The 22,319-nt window shown below is 64.7% G+C and carries 31 protein-coding genes and 1 pseudogene; 31 read left to right on the top strand and 1 reads right to left on the bottom strand.

Annotated features, from left to right (window positions below; all coding sequences use genetic code 11):
* Positions 1–53: 53 nt before the first annotated feature.
* Positions 54–1,562: a YifB family Mg chelatase-like AAA ATPase gene (locus tag ACMVO5_RS09720; protein WP_416907317.1), complete on the bottom strand. Its 1,509-nt coding sequence runs from the start codon at positions 1,560–1,562 to the stop codon at positions 54–56.
* Positions 1,563–1,727: 165 nt separating this feature from the next.
* On the opposite strand from ACMVO5_RS09720, the gene ACMVO5_RS09715 reads away from it, so the two are divergent.
* The 31 genes and pseudogenes from ACMVO5_RS09715 to rpsK all read left to right on the top strand — a co-directional run bounded on the left by ACMVO5_RS09715 (position 1,728) and on the right by rpsK (position 22,218).
* Complete coding sequence (locus ACMVO5_RS09715; RefSeq protein WP_416907316.1) at positions 1,728–2,015, top strand: hypothetical protein; 288 nt, start codon at positions 1,728–1,730, stop codon at positions 2,013–2,015.
* Between the two features lie 75 nt (positions 2,016–2,090).
* The gene (gene secA / locus ACMVO5_RS09710; protein ID WP_416907315.1) at positions 2,091–4,856 is read left to right on the top strand and encodes a preprotein translocase subunit SecA; all 2,766 of its coding nucleotides are present in this window, start codon (positions 2,091–2,093) and stop codon (positions 4,854–4,856) included.
* A 269-nt stretch (positions 4,857–5,125) separates the two neighbouring features.
* Complete coding sequence (gene rpsL / locus ACMVO5_RS09705) at positions 5,126–5,497, top strand: 30S ribosomal protein S12 (RefSeq protein ID WP_416907314.1); 372 nt, start codon at positions 5,126–5,128, stop codon at positions 5,495–5,497.
* A gap of 12 nt (positions 5,498–5,509) precedes the next feature.
* On the top strand, positions 5,510–5,980 hold the full coding sequence (gene rpsG / locus ACMVO5_RS09700) for a 30S ribosomal protein S7 (RefSeq protein WP_416907313.1): 471 nt from the start codon (positions 5,510–5,512) through the stop codon (positions 5,978–5,980).
* A gap of 48 nt (positions 5,981–6,028) precedes the next feature.
* On the top strand, positions 6,029–8,101 hold the full coding sequence (gene fusA, locus ACMVO5_RS09695) for an elongation factor G (RefSeq protein ID WP_416907312.1): 2,073 nt from the start codon (positions 6,029–6,031) through the stop codon (positions 8,099–8,101).
* A gap of 105 nt (positions 8,102–8,206) precedes the next feature.
* Positions 8,207–9,397, top strand: coding sequence for an elongation factor Tu (gene tuf, locus ACMVO5_RS09690; protein ID WP_416907311.1), 1,191 nt, complete (start codon positions 8,207–8,209; stop codon positions 9,395–9,397).
* 160 nt (positions 9,398–9,557) lie between these two features.
* Positions 9,558–9,872, top strand: coding sequence for a 30S ribosomal protein S10 (rpsJ, locus tag ACMVO5_RS09685; protein WP_416907310.1), 315 nt, complete (start codon positions 9,558–9,560; stop codon positions 9,870–9,872).
* Positions 9,873–9,962: 90 nt separating this feature from the next.
* Positions 9,963–10,712 (top strand): 50S ribosomal protein L3, encoded by a 750-nt coding sequence (rplC, locus tag ACMVO5_RS09680; protein ID WP_416907309.1) that lies wholly within the window; start codon positions 9,963–9,965, stop codon positions 10,710–10,712.
* A gap of 5 nt (positions 10,713–10,717) precedes the next feature.
* On the top strand, positions 10,718–11,338 hold the full coding sequence (gene rplD, locus ACMVO5_RS09675) for a 50S ribosomal protein L4 (protein WP_416907308.1): 621 nt from the start codon (positions 10,718–10,720) through the stop codon (positions 11,336–11,338).
* A complete protein-coding gene (locus ACMVO5_RS09670) occupies positions 11,331–11,645 on the top strand; it encodes a 50S ribosomal protein L23 (protein ID WP_416907307.1) in 315 nt (104 codons plus the stop codon). The genes rplD and ACMVO5_RS09670 overlap by 8 nt, the downstream gene beginning before the upstream one ends.
* 4 nt (positions 11,646–11,649) lie before the next feature.
* The gene (rplB, locus tag ACMVO5_RS09665) at positions 11,650–12,486 is read left to right on the top strand and encodes a 50S ribosomal protein L2 (RefSeq protein ID WP_416907306.1); all 837 of its coding nucleotides are present in this window, start codon (positions 11,650–11,652) and stop codon (positions 12,484–12,486) included.
* A gap of 6 nt (positions 12,487–12,492) precedes the next feature.
* Complete coding sequence (gene rpsS, locus ACMVO5_RS09660; RefSeq protein ID WP_416907305.1) at positions 12,493–12,768, top strand: 30S ribosomal protein S19; 276 nt, start codon at positions 12,493–12,495, stop codon at positions 12,766–12,768.
* Positions 12,768–13,160 carry a 50S ribosomal protein L22 gene (gene rplV, locus ACMVO5_RS09655; protein ID WP_416907304.1) on the top strand — a complete coding sequence of 131 codons (393 nt, stop codon included), beginning with the start codon at positions 12,768–12,770 and terminating at the stop codon, positions 13,158–13,160. The genes rpsS and rplV overlap by 1 nt, the downstream gene beginning before the upstream one ends.
* Positions 13,160–13,855 (top strand): 30S ribosomal protein S3, encoded by a 696-nt coding sequence (rpsC, locus tag ACMVO5_RS09650; RefSeq protein WP_416907303.1) that lies wholly within the window; start codon positions 13,160–13,162, stop codon positions 13,853–13,855. The genes rplV and rpsC overlap by 1 nt, the downstream gene beginning before the upstream one ends.
* Before the next feature lie 12 nt (positions 13,856–13,867).
* Positions 13,868–14,300, top strand: a pseudogene (rplP, locus tag ACMVO5_RS09645) (50S ribosomal protein L16).
* Positions 14,301–14,305: 5 nt separating this feature from the next.
* Positions 14,306–14,521: a 50S ribosomal protein L29 gene (gene rpmC, locus ACMVO5_RS09640; protein ID WP_416907302.1), complete on the top strand. Its 216-nt coding sequence runs from the start codon at positions 14,306–14,308 to the stop codon at positions 14,519–14,521.
* A gap of 3 nt (positions 14,522–14,524) precedes the next feature.
* A complete protein-coding gene (rpsQ, locus tag ACMVO5_RS09635; protein ID WP_416907301.1) occupies positions 14,525–14,761 on the top strand; it encodes a 30S ribosomal protein S17 in 237 nt (78 codons plus the stop codon).
* Positions 14,758–15,126: a 50S ribosomal protein L14 gene (gene rplN / locus ACMVO5_RS09630; RefSeq protein WP_416907300.1), complete on the top strand. Its 369-nt coding sequence runs from the start codon at positions 14,758–14,760 to the stop codon at positions 15,124–15,126. Before rpsQ ends, rplN begins: the two co-directional genes overlap by 4 nt.
* Positions 15,126–15,449 (top strand): 50S ribosomal protein L24, encoded by a 324-nt coding sequence (gene rplX, locus ACMVO5_RS09625; RefSeq protein ID WP_416907299.1) that lies wholly within the window; start codon positions 15,126–15,128, stop codon positions 15,447–15,449. The genes rplN and rplX overlap by 1 nt, the downstream gene beginning before the upstream one ends.
* A complete protein-coding gene (gene rplE / locus ACMVO5_RS09620) occupies positions 15,442–16,023 on the top strand; it encodes a 50S ribosomal protein L5 (RefSeq protein ID WP_416907298.1) in 582 nt (193 codons plus the stop codon). Before rplX ends, rplE begins: the two co-directional genes overlap by 8 nt.
* Positions 16,024–16,026: 3 nt before the next feature.
* Positions 16,027–16,332, top strand: a complete 306-nt coding sequence (gene rpsN, locus ACMVO5_RS09615; protein ID WP_416907297.1) for a 30S ribosomal protein S14 — start codon at positions 16,027–16,029, stop codon at positions 16,330–16,332.
* Between the two features lie 12 nt (positions 16,333–16,344).
* Complete coding sequence (gene rpsH, locus ACMVO5_RS09610; RefSeq protein WP_416907296.1) at positions 16,345–16,743, top strand: 30S ribosomal protein S8; 399 nt, start codon at positions 16,345–16,347, stop codon at positions 16,741–16,743.
* 2 nt (positions 16,744–16,745) lie between these two features.
* Positions 16,746–17,279, top strand: coding sequence for a 50S ribosomal protein L6 (rplF, locus tag ACMVO5_RS09605; protein ID WP_416907295.1), 534 nt, complete (start codon positions 16,746–16,748; stop codon positions 17,277–17,279).
* Positions 17,279–17,632, top strand: a complete 354-nt coding sequence (gene rplR / locus ACMVO5_RS09600; protein ID WP_416907294.1) for a 50S ribosomal protein L18 — start codon at positions 17,279–17,281, stop codon at positions 17,630–17,632. Before rplF ends, rplR begins: the two co-directional genes overlap by 1 nt.
* A gap of 1 nt (position 17,633) precedes the next feature.
* Positions 17,634–18,347, top strand: coding sequence for a 30S ribosomal protein S5 (gene rpsE, locus ACMVO5_RS09595; protein ID WP_416907293.1), 714 nt, complete (start codon positions 17,634–17,636; stop codon positions 18,345–18,347).
* A gap of 11 nt (positions 18,348–18,358) precedes the next feature.
* Positions 18,359–18,541, top strand: coding sequence for a 50S ribosomal protein L30 (rpmD, locus tag ACMVO5_RS09590; RefSeq protein ID WP_416907292.1), 183 nt, complete (start codon positions 18,359–18,361; stop codon positions 18,539–18,541).
* A 55-nt stretch (positions 18,542–18,596) separates the two neighbouring features.
* On the top strand, positions 18,597–19,133 hold the full coding sequence (gene rplO, locus ACMVO5_RS09585) for a 50S ribosomal protein L15 (protein ID WP_416907291.1): 537 nt from the start codon (positions 18,597–18,599) through the stop codon (positions 19,131–19,133).
* A gap of 108 nt (positions 19,134–19,241) precedes the next feature.
* Complete coding sequence (gene secY, locus ACMVO5_RS09580) at positions 19,242–20,594, top strand: preprotein translocase subunit SecY (protein WP_416907290.1); 1,353 nt, start codon at positions 19,242–19,244, stop codon at positions 20,592–20,594.
* Positions 20,591–21,244 carry an adenylate kinase gene (locus ACMVO5_RS09575; RefSeq protein ID WP_416907289.1) on the top strand — a complete coding sequence of 218 codons (654 nt, stop codon included), beginning with the start codon at positions 20,591–20,593 and terminating at the stop codon, positions 21,242–21,244. The genes secY and ACMVO5_RS09575 overlap by 4 nt, the downstream gene beginning before the upstream one ends.
* A 167-nt stretch (positions 21,245–21,411) precedes the next feature.
* The gene (gene rpsM, locus ACMVO5_RS09570) at positions 21,412–21,780 is read left to right on the top strand and encodes a 30S ribosomal protein S13 (protein WP_416907288.1); all 369 of its coding nucleotides are present in this window, start codon (positions 21,412–21,414) and stop codon (positions 21,778–21,780) included.
* Between the two features lie 48 nt (positions 21,781–21,828).
* Complete coding sequence (gene rpsK, locus ACMVO5_RS09565; protein ID WP_152577529.1) at positions 21,829–22,218, top strand: 30S ribosomal protein S11; 390 nt, start codon at positions 21,829–21,831, stop codon at positions 22,216–22,218.
* The last annotated feature ends 101 nt before the right edge of the window (positions 22,219–22,319 follow it).

Below are 22,319 nucleotides of genomic sequence, written 5' to 3'. Positions count from 1 at the left end.
TGCTCGGGCGGCACAGCCTATCGGCTTTGGCGGCGTGAAGGAACCCGGGGCGCCTAGTTGACCGGTGCGCGCAGCCGGTAGCTGAGCGCTTCTGCGATGTGGCTGCGCTCCACCCGGTCGGCGCCGGCGAGATCGGCGAGCGTGCGGGCGACGCGCAGGGTGCGGGTGTAGCCGCGCGCCGACAGGCGCAGCCGCTCGGCCGCCTGGGCGAGCAGGGTGCGGCCCGGCTCGTCGGGGGCGGCATGGCCTTCGAGCAGCTTGCCATCGGCCTCGGCATTGGTGCGCACCGGTGTGCCGGCATAGCGCGCGGCCTGGCGGGCGCGGGCAGCCGCCACACGGGCAGCGACATCGGCGCTTGTTTCCGATGGCGGCGGCAGGGTCAGGTCCATCGCCGAGACGGCGGGCACGTCGATATGCAGGTCGATACGGTCGAGGAGCGGGCCGGACAGGCGCGACTGATAGTCGGCCGCACAACGCGGCGCGCGCGAACAGGCCCGCGCCGGATCATCGAGATGGCCGCAGCGGCAGGGGTTCATCGCCGCGATGAGCTGCACGCGCGCCGGATAGCTGACATGCGCGGCCGCACGCGCCACCGAGACGCTGCCGGTCTCGAGCGGCTGGCGCAGCGAATCGAGCACGGTGCGCTGAAATTCGGGCAATTCATCGAGGAACAGTACGCCGAGATGGGCGAGGCTGACCTCGCCGGGCCGGGCCTTGGCGCCGCCGCCGACAAGGGCTGGCATGGAGGCGCTGTGATGGGGCGCGCGAAACGGCCGGGCGCGCATCAGCCGGCCGCCTTCGAGGCTGCCGGCCATGGAGGCGACCATCGAGACTTCCAGCGCTTCGGCGGGCGTCAGCTCGGGCAGGATGCCGGGCAGGCAGGCCGAGAGCAGCGACTTTCCCGAGCCGGGCGGGCCGCACATCAGCATGTTGTGCCCCCCCGCTGCGGCGATTTCGAGCGCGCGCTTGGCGGTTTCCTGGCCTTTCACATCGGCGAGATCAGGCCCGGCGCGGGTGAAGGGGGCGAGCAGCCGCTCGGGCGGGCTGAGCAGCTGGGTGCCCTTCAGATGGTTGAGCAGCGCCAGCAGGTCGGGTGCGGCGAGCACTTCGACATCGCCGGCCCAGGCCGCTTCCGAGCCTTGCGCGGCCGGGCAGATCAGCCCGAGCTCGGCTTCGGCGGCGTGCAGCGCGGCGAGCAGCACGCCGGGCACCGGGCTCAGCCGGCCATCAAGGCCAAGCTCGCCCACCGCCAGATAGCCATCGAGCGCGTCGGTGGGGACGATGCCCATGGCGGCGAGCAGGCCGAGCGCGATCGGCAGGTCATAATGCGAGCCTTCCTTGGGCAGGTCGGCGGGCGAGAGATTGACGACGATGCGCCGCGGCGGCAGCGACAGGCCCATGGCATGAAGCGCGGACTGGACGCGCTCGCGGCTTTCCTTCACCGCCTTGTCGGGCAGGCCGACGGTGATGAAGGCGGCCGCCCCGCTGGAGATCTGGACCTGGACATCGACGCGCCGGGCTTCGAGGCCCAGAAAGGCGACGGTTCCGACGAGTGCGACCAAGCTCTGCTCCTGTTGCGGAAAAGCCTCGGGTCCGCCAAGAAACAGGCTTAACGGGCCGCACTGACAGACTCAAGCCGGGCCTGCCTTGAGCTTGCCACAAGAGGCGCTTACGGCGGCTTCGTGAGTCCCCGAGATCAAGTCAGAGCGGTGATGCGGAGCCGGCCGATGCGGCTCGCCCAGATCGGTCTGGGCGGGCTGTTGATGGTGGTTGCGCCGATCGCAGCCCTGCCGACGCCGCCGCCCACGGGCACGGTGCTGTTCGGCCTGGGCCTGGCGCTGGTGCTGCGCAATTCGCGCTATGCGAAGCGGCGCTACCTGCGCTGGACCAAGCCCTATCCCAAGGTTCGCAAGGCGGTGGACTTCGGCCTGCAGCGCAAGCAGCCGCGTGGCAGCGCGGGCCGGCGCTGGTGGCAGCGGCGCCGCCTGATCGAAGGGCGCAAGCTGGGCGGGTGAGCCTTCATTGACGAACGGCGGGGCGGCTCTTACATCCGGTCGCGCATCGCTTTTCAGACCAATGTCAGGATCATCATGCTCGGATTGAGCAAAATCGCCAAGCGGCTGTTCGGGTCGGCCAACGATCGCTACGTCAAGTCGCTGGGCGCGGTCGTGGAGACGATCAACGCGCTCGAGCCGCAGATGCAGGCGCTCGATGACGAGGCGCTGCGCGGCCAGACCGACAAGCTGAAGGCGCGGCTGGCCGCGGGCGAGACGCTCGATGACATTCTGCCCGAGGCCTTTGCTACCGTGCGCGAAGGCGCGGTGCGGTCGCTCGGCATGCGCCATTTCGATGTGCAGATGGTCGGCGGCATCGTGCTCCACCGCGGCGAGATCGCCGAGATGCGCACCGGCGAGGGCAAGACGCTGGTGGCGACCCTGGCGGTCTATCTCAATGCGCTCACCGGCAAAGGCGTGCATGTCGTCACGGTGAACGATTATCTCGCTAGCCGCGATGCCCAGTGGATGGGGCAGGTCTATCGCTTTCTCGGCATGAGCGTGGGGGTGATCATCCCCAATCTCGACGATACCAGCCGCCGCGCCGCCTATGCTGCTGACATCACCTACGGCACCAACAACGAGTTCGGCTTCGATTATCTGCGCGACAACATGAAATACAGCCGCGAGCAGATGGTGCAGCGGCCGTTCAATTTCGCCGTGGTCGATGAGGTCGATTCGGTGCTGATCGACGAGGCGCGCACGCCGCTGATCATCTCCGGGCCGACCGACGACAAGAGCGAGATGTACATCGCCGTCGATGCGATGGTGAAGACGCTGGAGCCGGGCGATTATATCGTCGATGAAAAGGCCAAGTCGGTGATCCTGACCGAGGACGGCACCGAAAAGGCCGAGCGCGCGCTGGAGGCGGCCGGGCTGCTCGAGGGCGCGAACCTCTATGATTTCGAGAATACCCAGGTGGTCCACCACCTCAATCAGGCGCTCCGCGCCAATGTGATCTTCCGCCGTGATACCGATTACATCGTGCGCGGCGGCAAGGTGGTGATCATTGACGAGTTCACCGGCCGCATGATGGACGGGCGGCGCTGGTCGGACGGGCTGCACCAGGCCGTCGAGGCCAAGGAGGGCGTGGCGATCCAGCCCGAGAACCAGACTTTGGCCTCGATCACCTTCCAGAATTATTTCCGCATGTACCCCAAGCTCGGCGGGATGACCGGCACGGCCGCCACCGAGGCGTCCGAATTCTACGACATCTACAAGCTCAACGTCGTCGAGATGCCGACCAATCTGCCGGTGCGGCGGATCGATGTGGATGACGAATTCTACAAGGATGCCAAAGACAAGTACAAGGCGATCGTCAAGGCGATCGGCGAGGCGCAAGCCAAGGGCCAGCCGATTCTGGTCGGCACCGTGTCGATTGAAAAGAGCGAGATGCTGAGCGAGTTCCTGACCAAGGAGGGGGTGAAGCACGTCGTGCTCAACGCCCGCTACCATGAGCAGGAAGCGCAGATCGTCGAGCAGGCCGGGCGGCTGGGCGCGGTGACTATCGCCACCAACATGGCGGGGCGCGGCACCGACATCCAGCTTGGCGGCAATGCCGAAAAGCGCATCGCGCGCGAGCTGGGCGACATGCCCGAGGGGCCGGAGAAAGAGGCGGCGGCCGCGAAGATCATCGAGGAAGTCAAGGCCGAGCGCGAGGCGGTGATCGCCGCCGGCGGGCTGTTCGTGCTCGGCACCGAGCGGCACGAGAGCCGGCGCATCGACAACCAGCTGCGCGGCCGCTCGGGCCGGCAGGGCGACCCGGGCCTGAGCCGCTTCTATCTCAGCCTTGATGATGACCTGCTGCGCATCTTCGGCCAGCAGTCGATGCTGTCGCGGATGATGAACTCCGGGCTGGAAGAGGGCGAGGCGATCGTCCACCCTTGGATTTCAAAGGCGATCGAGACGGCGCAGAAGAAGGTCGAGGCGCGCAACTACGATATCCGCAAGCAGCTGCTGCAATATGATGACGTGATGAACGACCAGCGCAAGGTCGTCTATGAGCAGCGCGCCGACATCATGGATTCAGAGACCGTGGGCGATGTCGTCGTCGACATGCGCCACGAGACTGTGAACGCGATCGTCGCCGATGCCTGCCCGCCCGGCAGCTTCCCCGAGCAATGGGATGTGGAGGGGCTTCAGGCGGCGGTGCGGGACACGCTGGGGCTTGATCTCGATGTGACCGGCTGGCCGCAGGAAGCGTCGATCGACCCCGAGATGGTGGTCGAGCGGCTGGTCGAGGCCAGCGATGCGTTGATGGCGGCGAAGGCCGAAAAGGTGCCGGCCGAGACCTGGGTTTCGATCGAGAAGAACTTCCTGCTGCAGGCGCTCGATCATCACTGGAAGGAGCATCTGGCCACGCTCGATGCGCTGCGCCAGGTCATCCATCTGCGCGCCTATGCGCAAAAGACCCCGCTCAACGAATATAAGCGCGAGGCCTTTGCCCTGTTCGAGCGGATGCTCGTCATTGTTCGCGAGGATGTGACGCGCATGCTGGCCCAGGCCCAGTTCAGCCTCGAGCCGGCGAGCGCGCCGGCGATGGAGTCGGATTTTTCCGGGCTGGTGACGACGCATATCGACCCCTTCAGCGGCGAGAATGACGCTGGCGGCATCCCGATGCCGGCGCTCGATGCCTTTGGCTCGCTGCCGCCCGGCGCGCTGGCTGGTGCGGCGGCCGCCACCGCCGAGCTGACCGACATTGACGAGGAGACGCGGGCCGAATGGCTGCGCAATGTACCGCGCAACGCGCCCTGCCCGTGCGGCTCGGGCAAGAAGTTCAAGCACTGCCACGGCGCGCTCTGAGCCGGGCCTCGCCCATGTTGCGGGCTGGGGATAAAGATTGACGGAGGCGTGCGGGTCGACTATGCGGCGCCTTCCGTTACGGCAGTGATTGGGCTTGAGGCCCGGGCGCGGCGCGTGCCGGACATGACACGACAGGGTGCACCGCGCGCATGGCACCGGCCTTTGGCAGGTTCATGCGCTTATGCCGTAGATGGCAACGTCTGCAGGCGGGGCGGCTCTGGAGTAGGCGATGGCCATGGTGGCCATGGCCGAAGCGACAGGAAGATTTGATGCCAACAATCAACCAGTTGATCCGCAAGGGTCGTGATTTGCAGAAGGCGCGCAACAAGGTGCCGGCCATGGAGGCCTGCCCGCAGAAGCGCGGTGTCTGCACCCGTGTTTACACCACCACCCCGAAGAAGCCGAACTCGGCGCTCCGCAAGGTGGCGAAGATCCGTCTTACCAATGGCTTCGAGGTCATCGGCTATATCCCCGGCGAGGGCCACAACCTGCAGGAGCACTCGGTGGTGCTGATCCGCGGCGGCCGCGTCAAGGATTTGCCCGGCGTGCGCTACCATGTGCTGCGCGGTGTGCTCGACACCCAGGGTGTGAAGAATCGCAAGCAGAGCCGTTCGAAGTACGGCGCGAAGCGTCCGAAGTAAGGATCAGGATCAATGGCTCGTCGTCGTCGTCCCGAGAAGCGTGAAGTCCTGCCGGATCCCCGGTTTGGTGATGTCGTTCTCTCGAAGTTCATGAACCTGGTGATGCTCCAGGGGAAGAAGTCCGTTGCCGAATCGATCGTCTATTCGGCCCTTGAAACCATCGAGGCCAAGAGCCGGCGCGAGCCGGTGGGCGTGTTCCACGATGCGCTGGCCAATGTGCGCCCGGGCATCGAGGTGCGCTCGCGGCGCGTCGGCGGGGCCACCTATCAGGTGCCCGTCGAGGTGCGGCCCGAGCGCGCGCAGGCGCTGGCCATCCGCTGGCTGATCTCGGCGGCGCGCAAGCGCTCCGAGCACACCATGGCGCAGCGCCTCTCGGGCGAGCTGCTCGATGCCGCGTCCAACCGCGGTGCTGCGGTCAAGAAGCGCGAGGATTCGCACCGCATGGCCGAAGCCAACCGCGCCTTCTCGCATTATCGCTGGTAAGCGGGCGGCACACAGGTCCACACAACTCTTTCGTCTGGCAGGTTAGACATGGCACGCACAACCCCGCTCGAGCGGTATCGCAACATCGGCATCATGGCGCACATCGATGCCGGCAAGACGACCACCACCGAGCGCATCCTCTATTACACCGGCAAGTCCTACAAGATCGGCGAAGTGCATGAAGGCACGGCGACGATGGACTGGATGGAGCAGGAGCAGGAGCGCGGCATCACCATCACGTCTGCCGCCACGACCTGTTTCTGGAACGACCACCGGATCAACATCATCGACACGCCGGGCCACGTCGACTTCACCATTGAAGTCGAGCGTTCGCTGCGCGTGCTCGACGGTGCGGTGGCGTGCTTCGACGGTGTGGCCGGCGTCGAGCCCCAGTCGGAGACGGTGTGGCGCCAGGCGGACAAGTACAAGGTGCCGCGGATGTGCTTCGTCAACAAGCTTGACCGGACGGGTGCCAATTTCGACCGTTGCGTGCAGATGATCAAGGATCGTCTCGGCGCGCGGCCGGCGGTGCTCTATCTGCCGATCGGGCTGGAGGGTGATTTCGTCGGCCTCGTCGATCTGGTCGAGAACCGGGCGATCATCTGGCTCGAGGAATCGCTCGGCGCCAAGTTCGAATACAAGGATATCCCGGCCGACTATGCCGATGCGGCCGCTGCGGCGCGCAGCGAGCTGATCGAGATTGCCGTCGAGCAGGACGACGCGCTGATGGAGGCCTATCTGGAGGGCAATGAGCCTTCGGTGGCCGACCTGAAGCGGTTGATCCGCAAGGGCACGCTCAATTTCGATTTCGTGCCGGTGCTGTGCGGCTCGGCGTTCAAGAACAAGGGTGTGCAGCCGCTGCTCGATGCCGTGGTCGACTATCTGCCGAGCCCGCTCGACATCCCGCCGATGCACGGCATCAACCTGAAGGACGAGGACGAAGTTCGCGAGGCTTCGGACGACGCGCCCTTCTCGGCGCTGGCGTTCAAGATCATGACCGACCCCTTTGTCGGCACGCTGACCTTCGCGCGCATCTATTCGGGCAAGCTCGAAGCGGCCTCGACCGTGCTCAACTCAGTCAAGGACAAGCGCGAGAAGATCGGCCGCATGCTGCTGATGCATGCCAACAACCGCGAGGACATCAAGGAAGCCTATGCCGGCGACATCGTCGCGCTGGTCGGCCTCAAGGATGTCACCACCGGTGACACGCTGTGCTCGTCGCTGAAGCCGATCATTCTGGAGCGCATGGAGTTTCCCGAGCCGGTCATCGAAGTGGCCGTGGAGCCCAAGACCAAGGCCGACCAGGAGAAGATGGGCATCGCCCTCAATCGCCTGGCGCAGGAAGATCCCTCGTTCCGGGTCAGCTCGGACAATGAGAGCGGCCAGACCATCATCAAGGGGATGGGCGAGCTTCACCTCGAGATCCTCGTCGACCGCATGCGCCGCGAGTTCAAGGTGGATGCCAATGTCGGCGCGCCGCAGGTGGCCTACCGCGAGTCGCTCGCCAAGAAGGCCGACATTGATTACACTCACAAGAAGCAGTCGGGCGGCTCCGGCCAGTTCGGCCGCATCAAGTTCACCGTCGAGCCGGGCGAGCGTGGCTCGGGCATCGTCTTCAACGATGAGGTGAAGGGCGGCAACATTCCCAAGGAATATATTCCGTCGGTGGAAAAGGGCATCCGCGAAGTGGCGGCCTCGGGCTCGCTGATCGGTTTCCCGATCATCGATTTCGTCGCCACCCTCTATGACGGCGCCTATCACGACGTCGACTCTTCGGCGCTGGCGTTCGAAATCACCGGTCGTGGCGGCATGCGCGAAGCCGCGCAAAAGGCCGGCATCAAGCTGCTCGAGCCGGTGATGAAGGTCGAGGTGGTGACGCCGGAAGATTATCTGGGCGATGTCATCGGCGACCTCAACAGCCGGCGCGGGCAGATCCAGGGCACCGATTCCCGTGGCAATGCGCAGGTGATTGATGCCATCGTGCCGCTGGCGAACATGTTCGGCTATGTGAACCAGCTGCGTTCGATGAGCCAGGGCCGGGCGCAATACACGATGCAGTTCAGCCACTATGAAGAGGTTCCCTCCAATGTGGCGGAGGAGCTCAAGCTCAAATTGGCTTGATTTATTTCACCACACGGCTAGTGACCCTCGCCGTCAGGCGGGATGTTCTCGACGCCGCGCAATCCGTTTCGTTTCCATATATTTTTCGAGGAAGAGGTTAGGGCCATGGCCAAGGCAAAATTCGAACGCAACAAACCGCACTGCAACATCGGCACCATTGGTCACGTCGACCATGGCAAGACCTCGCTGACGGCCGCCATCACCAAGGTCCTCGCCGAAACCGGCGGCGCTACCTTTGTTGACTATGCCAACATCGACAAGGCGCCCGAAGAGCGCGAGCGCGGCATCACCATTTCGACCGCCCACGTCGAATATGAAACCGAAGCGCGCCACTATGCGCACGTCGATTGCCCCGGCCACGCCGACTATGTGAAGAACATGATCACCGGTGCGGCGCAGATGGACGGTGCCATTCTCGTGGTCTCCGCCACCGATGGCCCGATGCCGCAAACGAAGGAGCACATCCTGCTCGCCAAGCAGGTCGGCGTGCCCTCGATCGTCGTGTTCATGAACAAGGTCGATCAGGTCGATGACGAGGAAATCCTCGAGCTCGTCGAGCTGGAAATCCGTGAAGAGCTGTCCAAGCGTGACTTCGACGGCGACAACATTCCGATCATCCGTGGCTCGGCGCTCGCAGCGCTTGAAGGCACCAACGACAAGATCGGCCGTGAAGCCATTCTCGAGCTGATGAAGGCGGTCGATGCCTACATCCCGCAGCCCGAGCGCCCGCTCGACAAGCCGTTCCTGATGCCGATCGAAGACGTGTTCTCGATCTCTGGTCGCGGCACCGTCGTCACCGGCCGCGTCGAGACCGGCATCGTCAAGGTCGGCGAGGAAATCGAGATCGTCGGCATCAAGGACACCCGCAAGACGGTGTGCACCGGCGTCGAAATGTTCCGCAAGCTGCTCGACCAGGGCCAGGCCGGCGACAATATCGGTGCGCTGCTGCGCGGCGTGGGCCGTGAAGATGTCGAGCGTGGCCAGGTGCTCTGCAAGCCCGGCTCGATCAAGCCGCACACCGAGTTCACCGCCGAGGTCTATGTGCTGGCCAAGGACGAGGGTGGCCGTCACACGCCGTTCTTCGCCAACTATCGCCCGCAGTTCTACTTCCGCACCACGGACGTCACCGGCACCGTCGAGCTGCCCGAGGGCACCGAGATGGTGATGCCGGGCGACAACGTCCAGCTGAAGGTCACGTTGATCGCCCCGATCGCCATGGATCCCGGCCTGCGCTTCGCCATTCGCGAAGGTGGCCGCACCGTGGGTGCCGGCGTGGTTGCAACCATCACCAAGTAACGCTATAGGGCCGCTTCCCTGCGGAAGCGGCCCGATTCGTCAGGCTTCGATTTTCTCCGAAGCGGAACAGATTTTGAGACCACTCACCAGGCCGGGGTTCCGACCATAGAGTCGAAGCCCCGTCCGGTTTTGTGTTCTGGCATTTTTCAGATTGGCTGTCATGGAAACGCAGAATATCCGCATCCGCCTCAAGGCTTTTGATCACCGTGTGCTCGATGTGGCCACGGGTGAGATCGCTGACACGGCGAAGCGGACCGGTGCTGCCATCCGTGGCCCCATCCCGCTGCCGACGCGTTTCGAGCGGTTCACCGTGAACCGTTCGCCGCACGTCGACAAGAAGAGCCGGGAGCAGTTTGAGGTTCGCACCTACAAGCGGCTTCTCGATATCGTTGACCCGACGCCCCAGACCGTGGACGCGCTGATGAAGCTCGACCTCGCCGCTGGTGTCGACATCGAGATCAAGCTCGGAAAGTAACTGCTCAAACAAAAGACGCGGAGCGACTTTTGAATGGGTCATGCCCCTTCGGATATCCATCCCGGGGCCTCTGATGGAAAGGAATTGGTCATGCGCACAGGCGTGATCGCGAAGAAGATGGGAATGACGCGGATTTTCCGCGACGACGGCCGGCACATCCCGGTCACCGTACTTTCGCTCGAAAACAACCAGGTCGTCTCGGTGCGCAGCGCCGAGACCGACGGCTATGTCGCCGTCCAGCTTGGCGCGGGCACCAAGAAGGCCAAGAACACCAGCAAGCCGGAGCGCGGCCATTTCGCCAAGGCGGAAGTCGAGCCCAAGGCCAAGGTCGCCGAATTCCGTGTTTCCGATGACGCCGTGCTGGCGCCGGGCGACACGATTTCGGCCGATCATTTCGTCGCCGGCCAGCTCGTCGATGTCACCGGCGTCACGCAGGGCAAGGGCTTTGCCGGCGGCATGAAGCGCTGGGGCTTCGGCGGTCTGCGCGCCACCCACGGCGTCTCGGTCTCGCACCGTTCGCTCGGCTCCACCGGTCAGCGCCAGGACCCCGGCAAGGTGTTCAAGGGCAAGAAGATGGCCGGCCACATGGGTGACAAGCAGCGCACCCAGCAGAATCTCGAAATCGTCTCGACCGATGTCGAGCGCGGCCTGATCTTCGTGCGCGGCTCGGTGCCGGGCTCGAAGGGCGGCTGGCTGCTCGTGCGCGATGCGGTCAAGGCCAAGCCGATGGCTGACCTGCCCTATCCGGCCTCGCTCAAGACCGCCGCCAATGATGCGCCGGTTGCCGAGGTCGCGCCCGAAGCGGCCCCCGAACCCACCACCACCGAAACGGAGGCCTGAGGGACATGAAGATTCAGGTCAAGACACTGGCCGCGGCTGATGCCGGCGAAATCGAGCTTTCGGACGCCGTGTTCGGCCGCGAGCCGCGCCTCGACATTCTGCACCGCGTGGTGACATGGCAGCTCGAAAAGCGTCGTGGCACGGCACGCAAGGCCCGCGAGCGGTCCGAAGTGGCGCGCACCGGCAAGAAGCTCGGTCGCCAGAAGGGCGGCGGCACCGCCCGTCACGGCAACCGCGCCGCGCCGCAGTTCATCGGCGGCGGCAAGGCCCACGGCCCGCGCGTGCGTGACTTCAACCCGGGTCTCAACAAGAAGATCCGCAAGCTCGGCTTGTTCACCGCCCTGTCGGTGAAGGCAGCCGAAGGCAAGCTGGTGGTGGTCGAGGATCTCGAGATCGACGCCAAGACCAAGTCGGTCATCGGCGCGCTCGGCGGCCTCGGCATCACCTCGGGCCTGTTCATCGACGGCGCCGAAGTGAACCGCAGCTTTGCGCTTGGCGCCGCCAATGTGCCGCACATCGACGTGCTGCCGGCCATCGGCGCCAATGTGTATGACATTCTCAACCACGACACGCTTGTGCTGACGCGCGCTGCTGTCACTGCGCTGGAGGCCCGGGCAAATGGCTAAGGCTGAAACCAAGGTCATCGACCTGAAGCATTATGACGTGGTCACCAAGCCGGTGATCACCGAAAAGTCGACGCTGGTGTCGGAATTCAACCAGGTCGTGTTCAAGGTCGCGAACGACGCCACCAAGCCGCAGATCAAGGCGGCGATCGAGGCGCTGTTCGGGGTCAAGGTTCTGGGCGTCAACACCATGATCCAGAAGGGCAAGACCAAGCGCTGGCGCGGCAAGGAATATCGTCGGTCGGACGAGAAGAAGGCCATTGTGACCCTGGCCGACGGCGACCGCATCGACGTGACCACGGGGATTTGAGACCATGGCACTGAAGAATTACAACCCCACCAGCCCCGGCCGTCGCGGCCTGATCCTGGTTGACCGTTCGGGCCTGTTCAAGGGTCGTCCGGTGAAGTCGTTGACCGTCGGCCTGCGCAAGTCGGGCGGCCGCAACAACATGGGCCACGCCACGGCGCGTGGCATCGCCGGCGGCCACAAGCAGCTCTACCGCATCATCGACTTCAAGCGGCGGACCTGGGATGTGCCGGCCACCGTCGAGCGTCTGGAATATGACCCCAACCGCTCGGCGTTCATCGCGCTGCTGTCCTACCCCGATGGCGCCCAGTCCTACATCATCGCGCCGCAGCGCCTCGCCGTTGGCGATGTCGTCACCGCCGGCAAGAAGGTCGATGTGAAGCCCGGCAATGCGATGGAAATCGGCCAGATCCCGGTCGGCACCATCGTCCACAATGTCGAGCTGAAGCCCGGCAAGGGCGGCCAGCTGGCCCGCGCCGCCGGCACTTTCGTGCAGGTGGTCGGCCGTGACCGTGGCCTTGTCATCATCCGCCTCAATTCGGGCGAGCAGCGCTATGTGCGCGGCGACTGCATGGCCACCGTGGGCGCCGTTTCCAACCCGGACAATGGCAACACCAACCTGGGCAAGGCCGGCCGCAAGCGCTGGATGGGCTATCGCCCGCTCACCCGCGGTGTCGCCAAGAACCCGGTCGATCACCCGCATGGCGGCGGTGAAGGCCGCACCTCGGGCGGCCGCAACCCGGTGACCCCATGGGGCAAGCCGACCAAGGGCGCCAAGACGCGTTCGAACAAGGCGACGGATCACATGATCATCCGCTCGCGCCATGCCAAGAAGAAGAGGTAAGGGCCGATGAGCCGCTCCGTCTGGAAGGGTCCCTTTGTTGACCTGCATCTTTTGAAGAAGGCCGAGTCCGCGCAGGCGTCCGGTGGCCGTGCGCCGATCAAGACCTGGTCGCGCCGCTCGACGATCTTGCCGCAGTTCGTCGGCCTCGTCTTCAATGTCTACAATGGCAAGAAGCACATCCCCGTCTCGGTGACCGAGGACATGGTGGGGATGAAGCTGGGCGAGTTCGCGCCGACGCGCAGCTTCCCCGGCCATGCCGCCGACAAGAAGGGCAAGCGCTGATGTCCAAGCCGAAATCCCCCCGCAAGGTCGGCGACCGCGAGGCGCTGGCCGTGGCCACCGCCATCCGCGGCTCGGCCTACAAGCTCAATCTCGTTGCCGGCCTCATCCGGGGTCGCAAGGTGGGCGATGCGCTCAACATCCTGACCTTCTCGAAGAAGGCCATGGCGCTTGACGTCCGCAAGGTGCTGGCGAGTGCTGTTGCCAATGCCGAGAACAACCACAATCTCGATGTCGATGCGCTGATCGTGAAGGAAGCCAGCGTCGGCAAGGCGATCACCATGAAGCGGTTCACGCCGCGCGCCCGTGGCCGGGCCTCGCGCATCGAAAAGCCGTTCAGCCGTTTGCGTGTCGTTGTGCGTGAAGCGTCCGACGAAGCTGGGAGTGAGGCATAATGGGTCATAAAACCTCTCCGATCGGGCTTCGGCTCCAGATCAACCGGACGTGGGACAGCCGCTGGTTCGCCAAGGGCGACGAATATGGAAATCTGCTGCTCGAAGACCTTCGCATCCGCGAGTTCATCGTCAAGAACCACGCCCAGGCCGCTATCTCCAAGGTCGTCATCGAGCGTCCGGCCAAGCTGTGCCGCGTCTCCATCTATGCCGCGCGCCCCGGCGTGATCATCGGCAAGAAGGGCGCCGACATCGAGAAGCTCCGCCGCCAGATCGCGCAGATGACCCGCTCGGACGTCAGCCTCAACATCGTCGAGATCCGCAAGCCCGAGGTCGACGCCCGGCTCGTGGCCCAGGGTGTCGCTGATCAGCTCGAGCGTCGCATCGCCTTCCGCCGTGCCATGAAGCGCGCCGTGCAGTCGGCGCTGCGGCTGGGTGCGGAAGGCATCAAGATCATCTGCTCGGGCCGTCTTGGCGGCGCGGAAATCGCCCGCACCGAGCGGTATCTCGAAGGCCGCGTGCCGCTGCACACGCTGCGCGGCAATGTCGATTATGCAGAGGCCCAGGCCCACACCGCCTATGGCGTTTGCGGGGTCAAGGTTTGGATCTTCAAGGGCGAGATCCTTGGGCACGACCCGATGGCGCAGGACCGTCTGATGATGGAATCGCAGACCAGCGGCGTGCGGCCGGCTCGCTGAGGATATTGAGACATGTTGCAACCAAAGCGCACCAAATATCGCAAGCAGTTCAAGGGTCGCATCCATGGCGACGCCAAGGGCGGCACGGCGCTCGAACTTCGGCGCCTTCGGCCTGAAGGCGATGGAGCCCGAGCGCATCACCGCGCGCCAGATCGAGGCGGCCCGCCGGGCCATCTCGCGTCACATCAAGCGCGCCGGCCGGCTCTGGATCCGCATTTTCCCGGATGTGCCGGTGTCGAGCAAGCCTGCCGAAGTCCGCATGGGCTCGGGCAAGGGTGCGCCCGAATATTGGGCGGCGCGCGTGAAGCCCGGCCGCATCATGTTCGAGCTTGACGGCGTGCCCCATGATGTCGCCGCCGGCGCCTTCGAGCGGGCCGCGGCCAAGCTGCCGATCAAGGTCAAGATGGTCGTTCGCCTTGGCGAACAGACTGCGAAGCAGGATTGAGCGTGATGGCACAGATCAAGATCGAGGACCTCAAGGTCCAGAGCGACGACCAGCTGGCGGTGCAGCTTTCCGAGCTGAAGCGCGAGCAGTTCAACCTGCGGTTTCAGGCGGCGACCGGCCAGCTCGAGAAGCCGGGCCGCATTCGCGAGGTGCGTCGCACCATCGCGCGGATCAAGACGCTGCAATCGGCTCGCAAGCCGGTCGCCGGCGAAGGAGCGTAACATATGCCGAAGCGCGTTTTGCAGGGTAAGGTCGTCTCCGACAAGGGCGACAAGACGGTGGTGGTGCTGATCGAGCGCAAGGTTGCGCACCCGGTCTATGGCAAGATCATCCGTCGTTCGAAGAAGTATCACGCCCATGATGAGGGCAACACGGTCAAGACCGGGGACACCGTGCGCATCGAGGAATGCGCGCCGATCTCCAAGCTCAAGACCTGGAAAGTGCTGGAGACCGAAAAATGATCCAGATGCAGACGAACCTGGATGTCGCTGACAACAGCGGCGCCAAGCGGGTGATGTGCATCAAGGTGCTCGGTGGCTCGAAGCGCCGCTTTGCCGGCGTGGGCGACATCATCGTCGTGTCGGTCAAGGAAGCGCAGCCCAAGGGCAAGGTGAAGAAGGGCGATGTGCACCGTGCCGTCGTCGTGCGCACCGCCAAGGACATTCGCCGCCCCGATGGCTCGGTCATCCGCTTCGATTCGAACGCGGCCGTGCTGATCAACAAGAGCGAGGAGCCGATCGGCACCCGCATCTTCGGGCCGGTGGTTCGCGAGCTGCGCGCCACGGGTCACATGAAGATCATCAGCCTTGCGCCGGAGGTGCTGTAATGAGCGCTGCAAAGATCAAGAAGGGCGACACGGTCGTCGTGCTCGCCGGCAAGGACAAGGGCAAGACGGGCGAAGTGACGAAGAGCCTGCCGCGTGACGGCAAGGTGGTCGTGGCTGGTGTCAATATCATGACGCGCCACAAGAAGCCCTCGCAGTCCGACCCCAATGGCGGGCTGGAGCGGATCGAGGCGCCGCTGGCGGTGTCGAATGTGGCGCTCGCCGACCCCAAGGATGGCAAGCCGACGCGGGTTGGTTTCAAGGTGCTGGAAGACGGTCGCAAGGTGCGTGTCGCCAAGCGGTCGGGAGAGGTGATCAATGGCTGAGACGAGCTACACGCCGCGGATGCAGACGCTGTATGCGGAGAAGATCCGCGCGGCGATGATCGAGCGCTTCGGCTACAAGAACCCGATGCAGGTGCCCAAGATCGACAAGATCGTGATCAACATGGGCGTTGGCGAAGCCACGCAGGACAAGAAGAAGGTCGAGAAGGCCGCCGAGGAAATGGCGCTGATCGCCGGCCAGAAGCCGGTGATCTGCAAGGCCAAGAAGTCGGTCGCCACCTTCAAGTTGCGCGAAGGCATGCCGATCGGCTGCAAGGTCACGCTGCGCCGCGAGCGCATGTATGAGTTCCTCGACCGGTTGATCACCATCGCTCTGCCGCGCGTGCGGGACTTTCGCGGGCTCAACCCGAAGAGCTTCGATGGCCGTGGCAACTATGCCATGGGCCTGAAGGAGCAGATCATCTTCCCCGAGATCAACTATGATCGCATCGAGGCGGTGCGCGGGATGGATGTGATCGTGACCACCACGGCCAATACCGATGAGGAAGCGCGCGCCCTGCTGGCGTTGTTCGGCTTCCCCTTCATCGGCCTCACCGAAGACAAGAAGGCGGCTTGAACCATGGCGAAGCTTTCCTCGATCAACAAGAACGAGCGTCGCAAGGCGCTGGTGGTCAAATATGCCGGCAAATATGCCGTGCTCAAGGCCATCGCCAATGACGAGAGCCGTGATGACAATGAGCGGCTGATGGCGCGCCTGAAGATGGCCGAGCTGCCGCGCAACGCCAATCCGACGCGGGTGCGCAACCGCTGCGAGCTGACCGGCCGCAGCCGCGCATATTACCGCAAGTTCAAGCTTTCGCGCGTCATGCTGCGGGAACTGGCCAACAAGGGCCTGATTCCCGGTGTGACGAAGTCGAGCTGGTAAGGGCTGACAAAGATGTCGATGACCGATCCCCTGGGCGATATGCTCACCCGGATCCGGAATGGCCAGCAGGCCAAGAAGGATTCCATTCTCTCCCCGGCCTCCAAGCTGCGGGCGCGCGTGCTCGATGTGCTGCAGCGCGAGGGCTATATCCGTGGCTACAGCAAGGCCGATGACGGCAGCGCCACTGCCGCGCTGCGCATCGACCTCAAATATTTCGAAGGCGAGCCGGCCATCCAGCATGTGTCGCGTGTCTCCAAGCCCGGCCGCCGCGTTTATTCGGGGTCTGCTGACCTGCCGCGGGTTCGCAACGGTCTGGGGATCGTGATTGTCTCGACGCCGCGTGGCGTTCTCTCCGATGCGGAAGCGCGTGAGCAGAATGTCGGCGGCGAAGTTCTCTGCCAGGTGTTTTGATCATGTCGCGCATTGGAAAAAAGCCGGTTCCCGTTCCCGCTGGTGTCACCGCCACGATCGAGGACCGCATTCTGAACGTGAAGGGCCCCAAGGGCGCCATGTCGATGCCGCTGTCGGACGATATCAGCTATGATGTCCGCACTGGCGAGATCGGCGTGACCCCGGCCAATGCCACCAAGCGCGCGCGGGCCTTCTGGGGCATGCAGCGCACCATGGTCGCCAATCTGGTGCAGGGCGTGACCGAGGGCTTCACCAAGACGCTCGAGATCAGCGGCGTTGGCTATCGTGCGGCGGTGCAGGGCTCGAACCTGCGCCTGCAGCTCGGCTACAGCCATGATGTCGATTTCGCCATTCCCGATGGCATCACCATCAAGACGCCCGACCAGACCACGGTCGAGATCAGCGGCATGGACAAGCAGCGGGTTGGCCAGGTCGCCGCCGAGATCCGGCGCTGGCGCAAGCCGGAGCCCTACAAGGGCAAGGGCATCAAATATCGCGGTGAGTATATCTTCCGCAAGGAAGGGAAGAAGAAGTAATGGCCAAGCTGACTGTTTTCGAACAGCGCCGGCGGCGGGTCCGCACGGCGCTTCGCCTCAAGGGTGGCGGTCGTCCGCGCTTGTCGATCCACCGCACCTCGCAGCACATCTATGCTCAGGTCATCGACGACAGCAAGGGCATCACCCTCGCCGCCGCCTCGACGCTGGAGCCTTCGCTGCGCGGCGCGACCGGCGCTACCACCACGGCGGCGGCCGATGTCGGCAAGCGCCTGGCCGAGCGCGCCAAGGCGGCCGGTGTCTCGGCCGTGGTGTTCGACCGTGGCGGCTTCCTGTTTCATGGCCGCGTGAAAGCGCTGGCTGACGGCGCCCGCGAAGGCGGATTGGAGTTTTAAGATGGCGGATGAGATTGTGGATAGCGGCGCGGCCGCCGGCGGTGAAGCCGGCCAGGGTCGTCGCGGTCGCGGCGGCGGCGGTGGCGGTGGCCGGGGCCCGGGTCGCGGCGGCGAGCGCGGTGGCGATCGTGGCGGGGACCGTGGTCGCGGCCGTCGTGATGCCTCCGCCGAGCCGGCTGGCGAAGAGCTGGTCGAAAAGCTGGTTCACATCAATCGCGTCTCCAAGACGGTGAAGGGCGGCAAGCGCTTCGGCTTTGCAGCGCTCGTCGTCGTCGGCGATGCCAAGGGCCGGGTCGGGTTTGGCCATGGCAAGGCGCGCGAAGTGCCGGAAGCCATCCAGAAGGCCACTGCCGCCGCCAAGAAGGCGATGATCCGCGTGCCGCTGCGCGATGGCCGCACGCTGCACCATGATGGCTTTGGCCATTTCGGCGCCGGCAAGGTTTACGTCCGCTCCGCCACCCAGGGCACCGGCATCATCGCCGGCGGTCCGATGCGCGCCGTCTTCGAATCGCTCGGCGTTGCCGATGTGGTCACCAAGTCGGTCGGCACCAACAACCCATACAATATGATCCGCGCCACTTTCGCCGCCCTCTCGGAGCAGACCAGCCCCAAGAGCGTCGCCCAGCGTCGTGGCAAGAAGGTCGCTGATCTCATGGCGCGCCGCGGCGATGTGTCGGCGCGCGTGGCGGAAGCTGACGCTGAAGCCGTGGCATAAGGACAGGCAAGATGGCAAAGCTCAAAGTCACCCAGATCGGCTCGCCGATCCGCCGGGCCCCGGTTCAGGAAAAGACCCTGATCGGCCTTGGCCTCAACAAGATGCACCGCTCGCGCGAGCTGGAGGATACGCCCTCGGTGCGCGGCATGATCCGCGCGGTGCAGCATCTGGTGAAGGTGGAACCCATCGCCTGAGCCCCTTAGGGGTCTTATCTTCAACGCGCGACCTGAGCGAAAGCGAGTGCACGACATGACCAAGCTTCACGATCTCCACGACAATCCCGGTGCCCGCAAGGACCGTGTCCGCGTTGGCCGCGGCATCGGCTCGGGCCTCGGCAAGACCGCGGGCCGCGGCCAGAAGGGCCAGACCTCGCGCTCGGGCGTGTCGATCGCTGGCTTCGAGGGCGGTCAGATGCCCATCCACATGCGGCTGCCCAAGCGCGGGTTCAACAACATCTCGCGCCGTGAGTTCGCCGAGCTCAACCTCGGCACGCTGCAGGCGATGATCGACGCCGGCCGGCTTGATGCCAAGTCGGTGATCGATGCCGATGCGCTGGTCGCCGCCAAGGTCATCACCCACAAGCGTGACGGCGTGCGCCTGCTCGCCAAGGGCGCGCTTACCGCCAAGGTGTCGCTCAAGCTGGCCGGCGCCAGTGCGGCCGCCAAGGCAGCGGTGGAAGCTGCGGGCGGCTCGATCGAGCTGCCGGCGCCCAAGCCCGCGCCCTTGAGCAAGGACGAAGCCAAGGCCGCGCGGGCCGACGCGCGCGCGGCCAAGGCGGCGAAGTAAGCGCCGCTGCAGGTCTGACCGGTCAAAAAGCAGCATGGCGTTCAGGGGCTCTTGCCCCTATTGAGCAAGCAGATGGCCATGATGGCCGAAAGGTGACAGGCAGGGACGATGGCATCAGCCGCCGAACAAATGGCCGCGAACCTGAGCTTCGCGAACTTCTCCAAGGCCACTGAGCTCAAGCAGCGGCTGTGGTTCACGCTCGGCGCGCTGATCGTCTTTCGTCTCGTCTCCTTCGTGCCGCTGCCCGGCATCGATCCGGTGGCGCTCGGCTCGCTGTTTCAGGGCACCCAGGGCGGTGTCCTTGATTTCTTCAACATGTTCTCGGGCGGCGCGCTTGAGCGCATGAGCCTGATCGCGCTCGGCGTGACGCCCTATATCACCGCGTCGATCGTGGTGCAGCTGATGACCTCGCTGGTGCCCAGCTTCATCGCGCTCAAGAAAGAGGGCGACACCGGGCGCAAGACGCTCAACCAATATACCCGCTTCGGCACCGTCTTCCTCACCATCGTGCAGGGCTATGGCATCGCCGTCGGCCTTGAAAGCTGGGGCGCGGCCGATGGCTCGAGCGCGGTCATCGATCCCGGCATGTTCTTCCGCATCTCGACCGTCATCAGCCTTGTCGGCGGCACCATGTTCCTGATGTGGCTCGGCGAGCAGATCACCGCGCGCGGCATCGGCAACGGCATTTCGCTGATCATCATGGCCGGCATCGTCGCCCAGCTGCCAAGCGCGCTCGGCACGATGTTCGAGCAGGCGCGCACCGGCGCCATCTCGTCCGGCTTCGTGCTGCTGGTCACCGTGCTGGCGCTCGCCACCATCGCCTTCATCTGCCTGATGGAGCGTGCCCAGCGGCGCATTCTCATCCAATATCCCAAGCGCCAGGTCGGCAGCCGCATGACCCAGGGCGAGAGCTCGCACCTGCCATTGAAGGTCAATACCGCGGGCGTCATCCCGCCGATCTTCGCCTCCTCGCTGCTGCTGATGCCGCTCACCATCGCCCAGTTCTCAGCGCAGGGCGGCACTGGTCCCGATTGGCTGATCACCATCACCACCGCGCTTCAGCACGGCGCGCCGCTCTACATGGCGCTCTATGCCATCGGCATCGCCGGCTTCGCCTTCTTCTACACGGCCATCGTCTTCAACCCGGAAGAGACCGCCGAGAATCTGAAGAAATATGGCGGCTTCGTGCCCGGCATCCGGCCCGGCCAGCGCACCGCGGAATTTCTCGATTATGTGCTCAACCGGATCACCGTGCTCGGCGCCGCCTATCTGGTGCTGATCTGCCTGCTGCCCGAATTCCTGATCTCGAGCCTGGCCGTGCCCTTTTATTTCGGTGGCACATCGCTGCTGATCGTGGTCAATGTGACCATGGACACGGTCTCACAGATCCAGAGTCATTTGCTGGCCCATCAATATGAGGGCCTGATCAAGAAATCGAAGCTGCGGGGCGGACGGCGTTGAACCTCATTCTTCTGGGCCCCCCGGGGGCAGGCAAGGGCACTCAGGCGAGCCGGCTGGTCAAGCAGCGCGGGCTGGTCCAGCTTTCAACCGGCGACATGCTGCGCGCCGCCGTCGCCGCTGAAACGCCGGTCGGCCTGGCTGCCAAGCAGGTGATGGCCAGCGGCGGGCTGGTCTCCGACGAGATCGTCAACGGCATCCTGTCCGAGCGGCTGGATCAGGACGATGTTCGCGCCGGCTTCATTCTCGATGGCTATCCGCGCACCGCCGCCCAGGCGCATGAGCTGGATGCGATGCTCAAGCGCAAGCAGATGGTGCTCGACCATGTCATCGAGCTGGTCGTCGACGAAGCCGCGCTGGTTGACCGGGTGACCGGCCGCTTCACCTGCGCCAGCTGCGGCGAAGGCTATCATGATGCCCACAAGGCCCCCAAGGTCGCGGGCGTCTGCGATGTCTGCGGCGGGACCAGCTTCAAGCGCCGGGCAGACGACAATGCCGAGACCGTGCATACCCGCATGGAGGAATATCGCGCCAAGACCGCGCCGATTCTTCCCCATTATGAAGCACAGGGGCTGGTCACCCGCCTCGACGGCATGGCTGACATGGACCAAGTGGCCGCGAGCATCGACAAGGTGCTCGACAGCGCGGGCTGATCGCAGGTCCACGGGCTCTGGATGGGGGTTGACTCTCCACGGCTTCGCCTATAACGCCGCTCTCTCCGACAAATCGGGACAGGGTCATGCAGAATTTCGCTGCATGACCGAGCTTTGAGATGGAAACCGTTGCCCTCGGTGACCGTGGAGCGTGAAAGGAACAGTTTGTGGCACGTATTGCGGGTGTGAATATCCCGACCAACAAGCGCGTTGAGATCGCGCTCACCTATATCCACGGCATCGGCCGCACCACCGCGAAGCAACTCGCCACCGAGCTGGGCTTTCCGCCCGAGCGCCGGGTGCAGGACCTGACCGACTCCGAGGTGCTGTCCATCCGCGAGAAGATCGACCGCGAGCTGATGGTGGAGGGCGATCTCCGCCGCACCACCCAGATGAACATCAAGCGGCTGATGGACCTCGCCTGCTACCGCGGTCTGCGGCATCGCAAGGGCCTTCCGGTCCGTGGCCAGCGCACCCACACCAACGCCCGGACCCGCAAGGGCAAGGCCAAGCCGATCGCCGGCAAGAAGAAGTAAGCGCCGCTTCCTTCTTTTCTCCAGCAGACACGGAACAGGACAAAATCGATGGCACGCGAAGTCGCACGCATCAAGCGCCGGGAGCGCAAGAACATTACCTCTGGTGTCGCCCATGTGAACGCCAGCTTCAACAATACCATGATCACCATCACCGACGCGCAGGGCAATGCGATTGCCTGGTCGAGTGCCGGCACGATGGGCTTCAAGGGCAGCCGCAAGTCGACGCCGTTCGCGGCGCAGATGGCGGCCGAGGATGCCGGCAAGAAGGCCGCCGAACACGGCGTCCGGACGCTGGAAGTGGAAGTGCGTGGGCCCGGCTCGGGTCGCGAATCGGCGCTGCGCGCGCTGCAGGCGGTGGGCTTTCAGATCACGGCCATTCGCGATGTGACGCCGATCCCGCACAATGGCGTGCGCCCGCCCAAGCGTCGCCGCGTCTGAGTTTTGCTCGTGTGGCGCGGTCGTGTCCCCCGGCGCGGCTGCGTGAGCGTTTATGGTTCCGGGGGTGGGCGGGTGACGACCCGTCTGCCCTGATGATGATG

The sequence above is a fragment of the Polymorphobacter sp. genome (assembly GCF_048007885.1).
Lineage (GTDB): Bacteria > Pseudomonadota > Alphaproteobacteria > Sphingomonadales > Sphingomonadaceae > Sandarakinorhabdus.
Note: the sequence above shows the minus strand (reverse complement) of the source record. Positions and strands in the feature narration are given on the sequence as shown.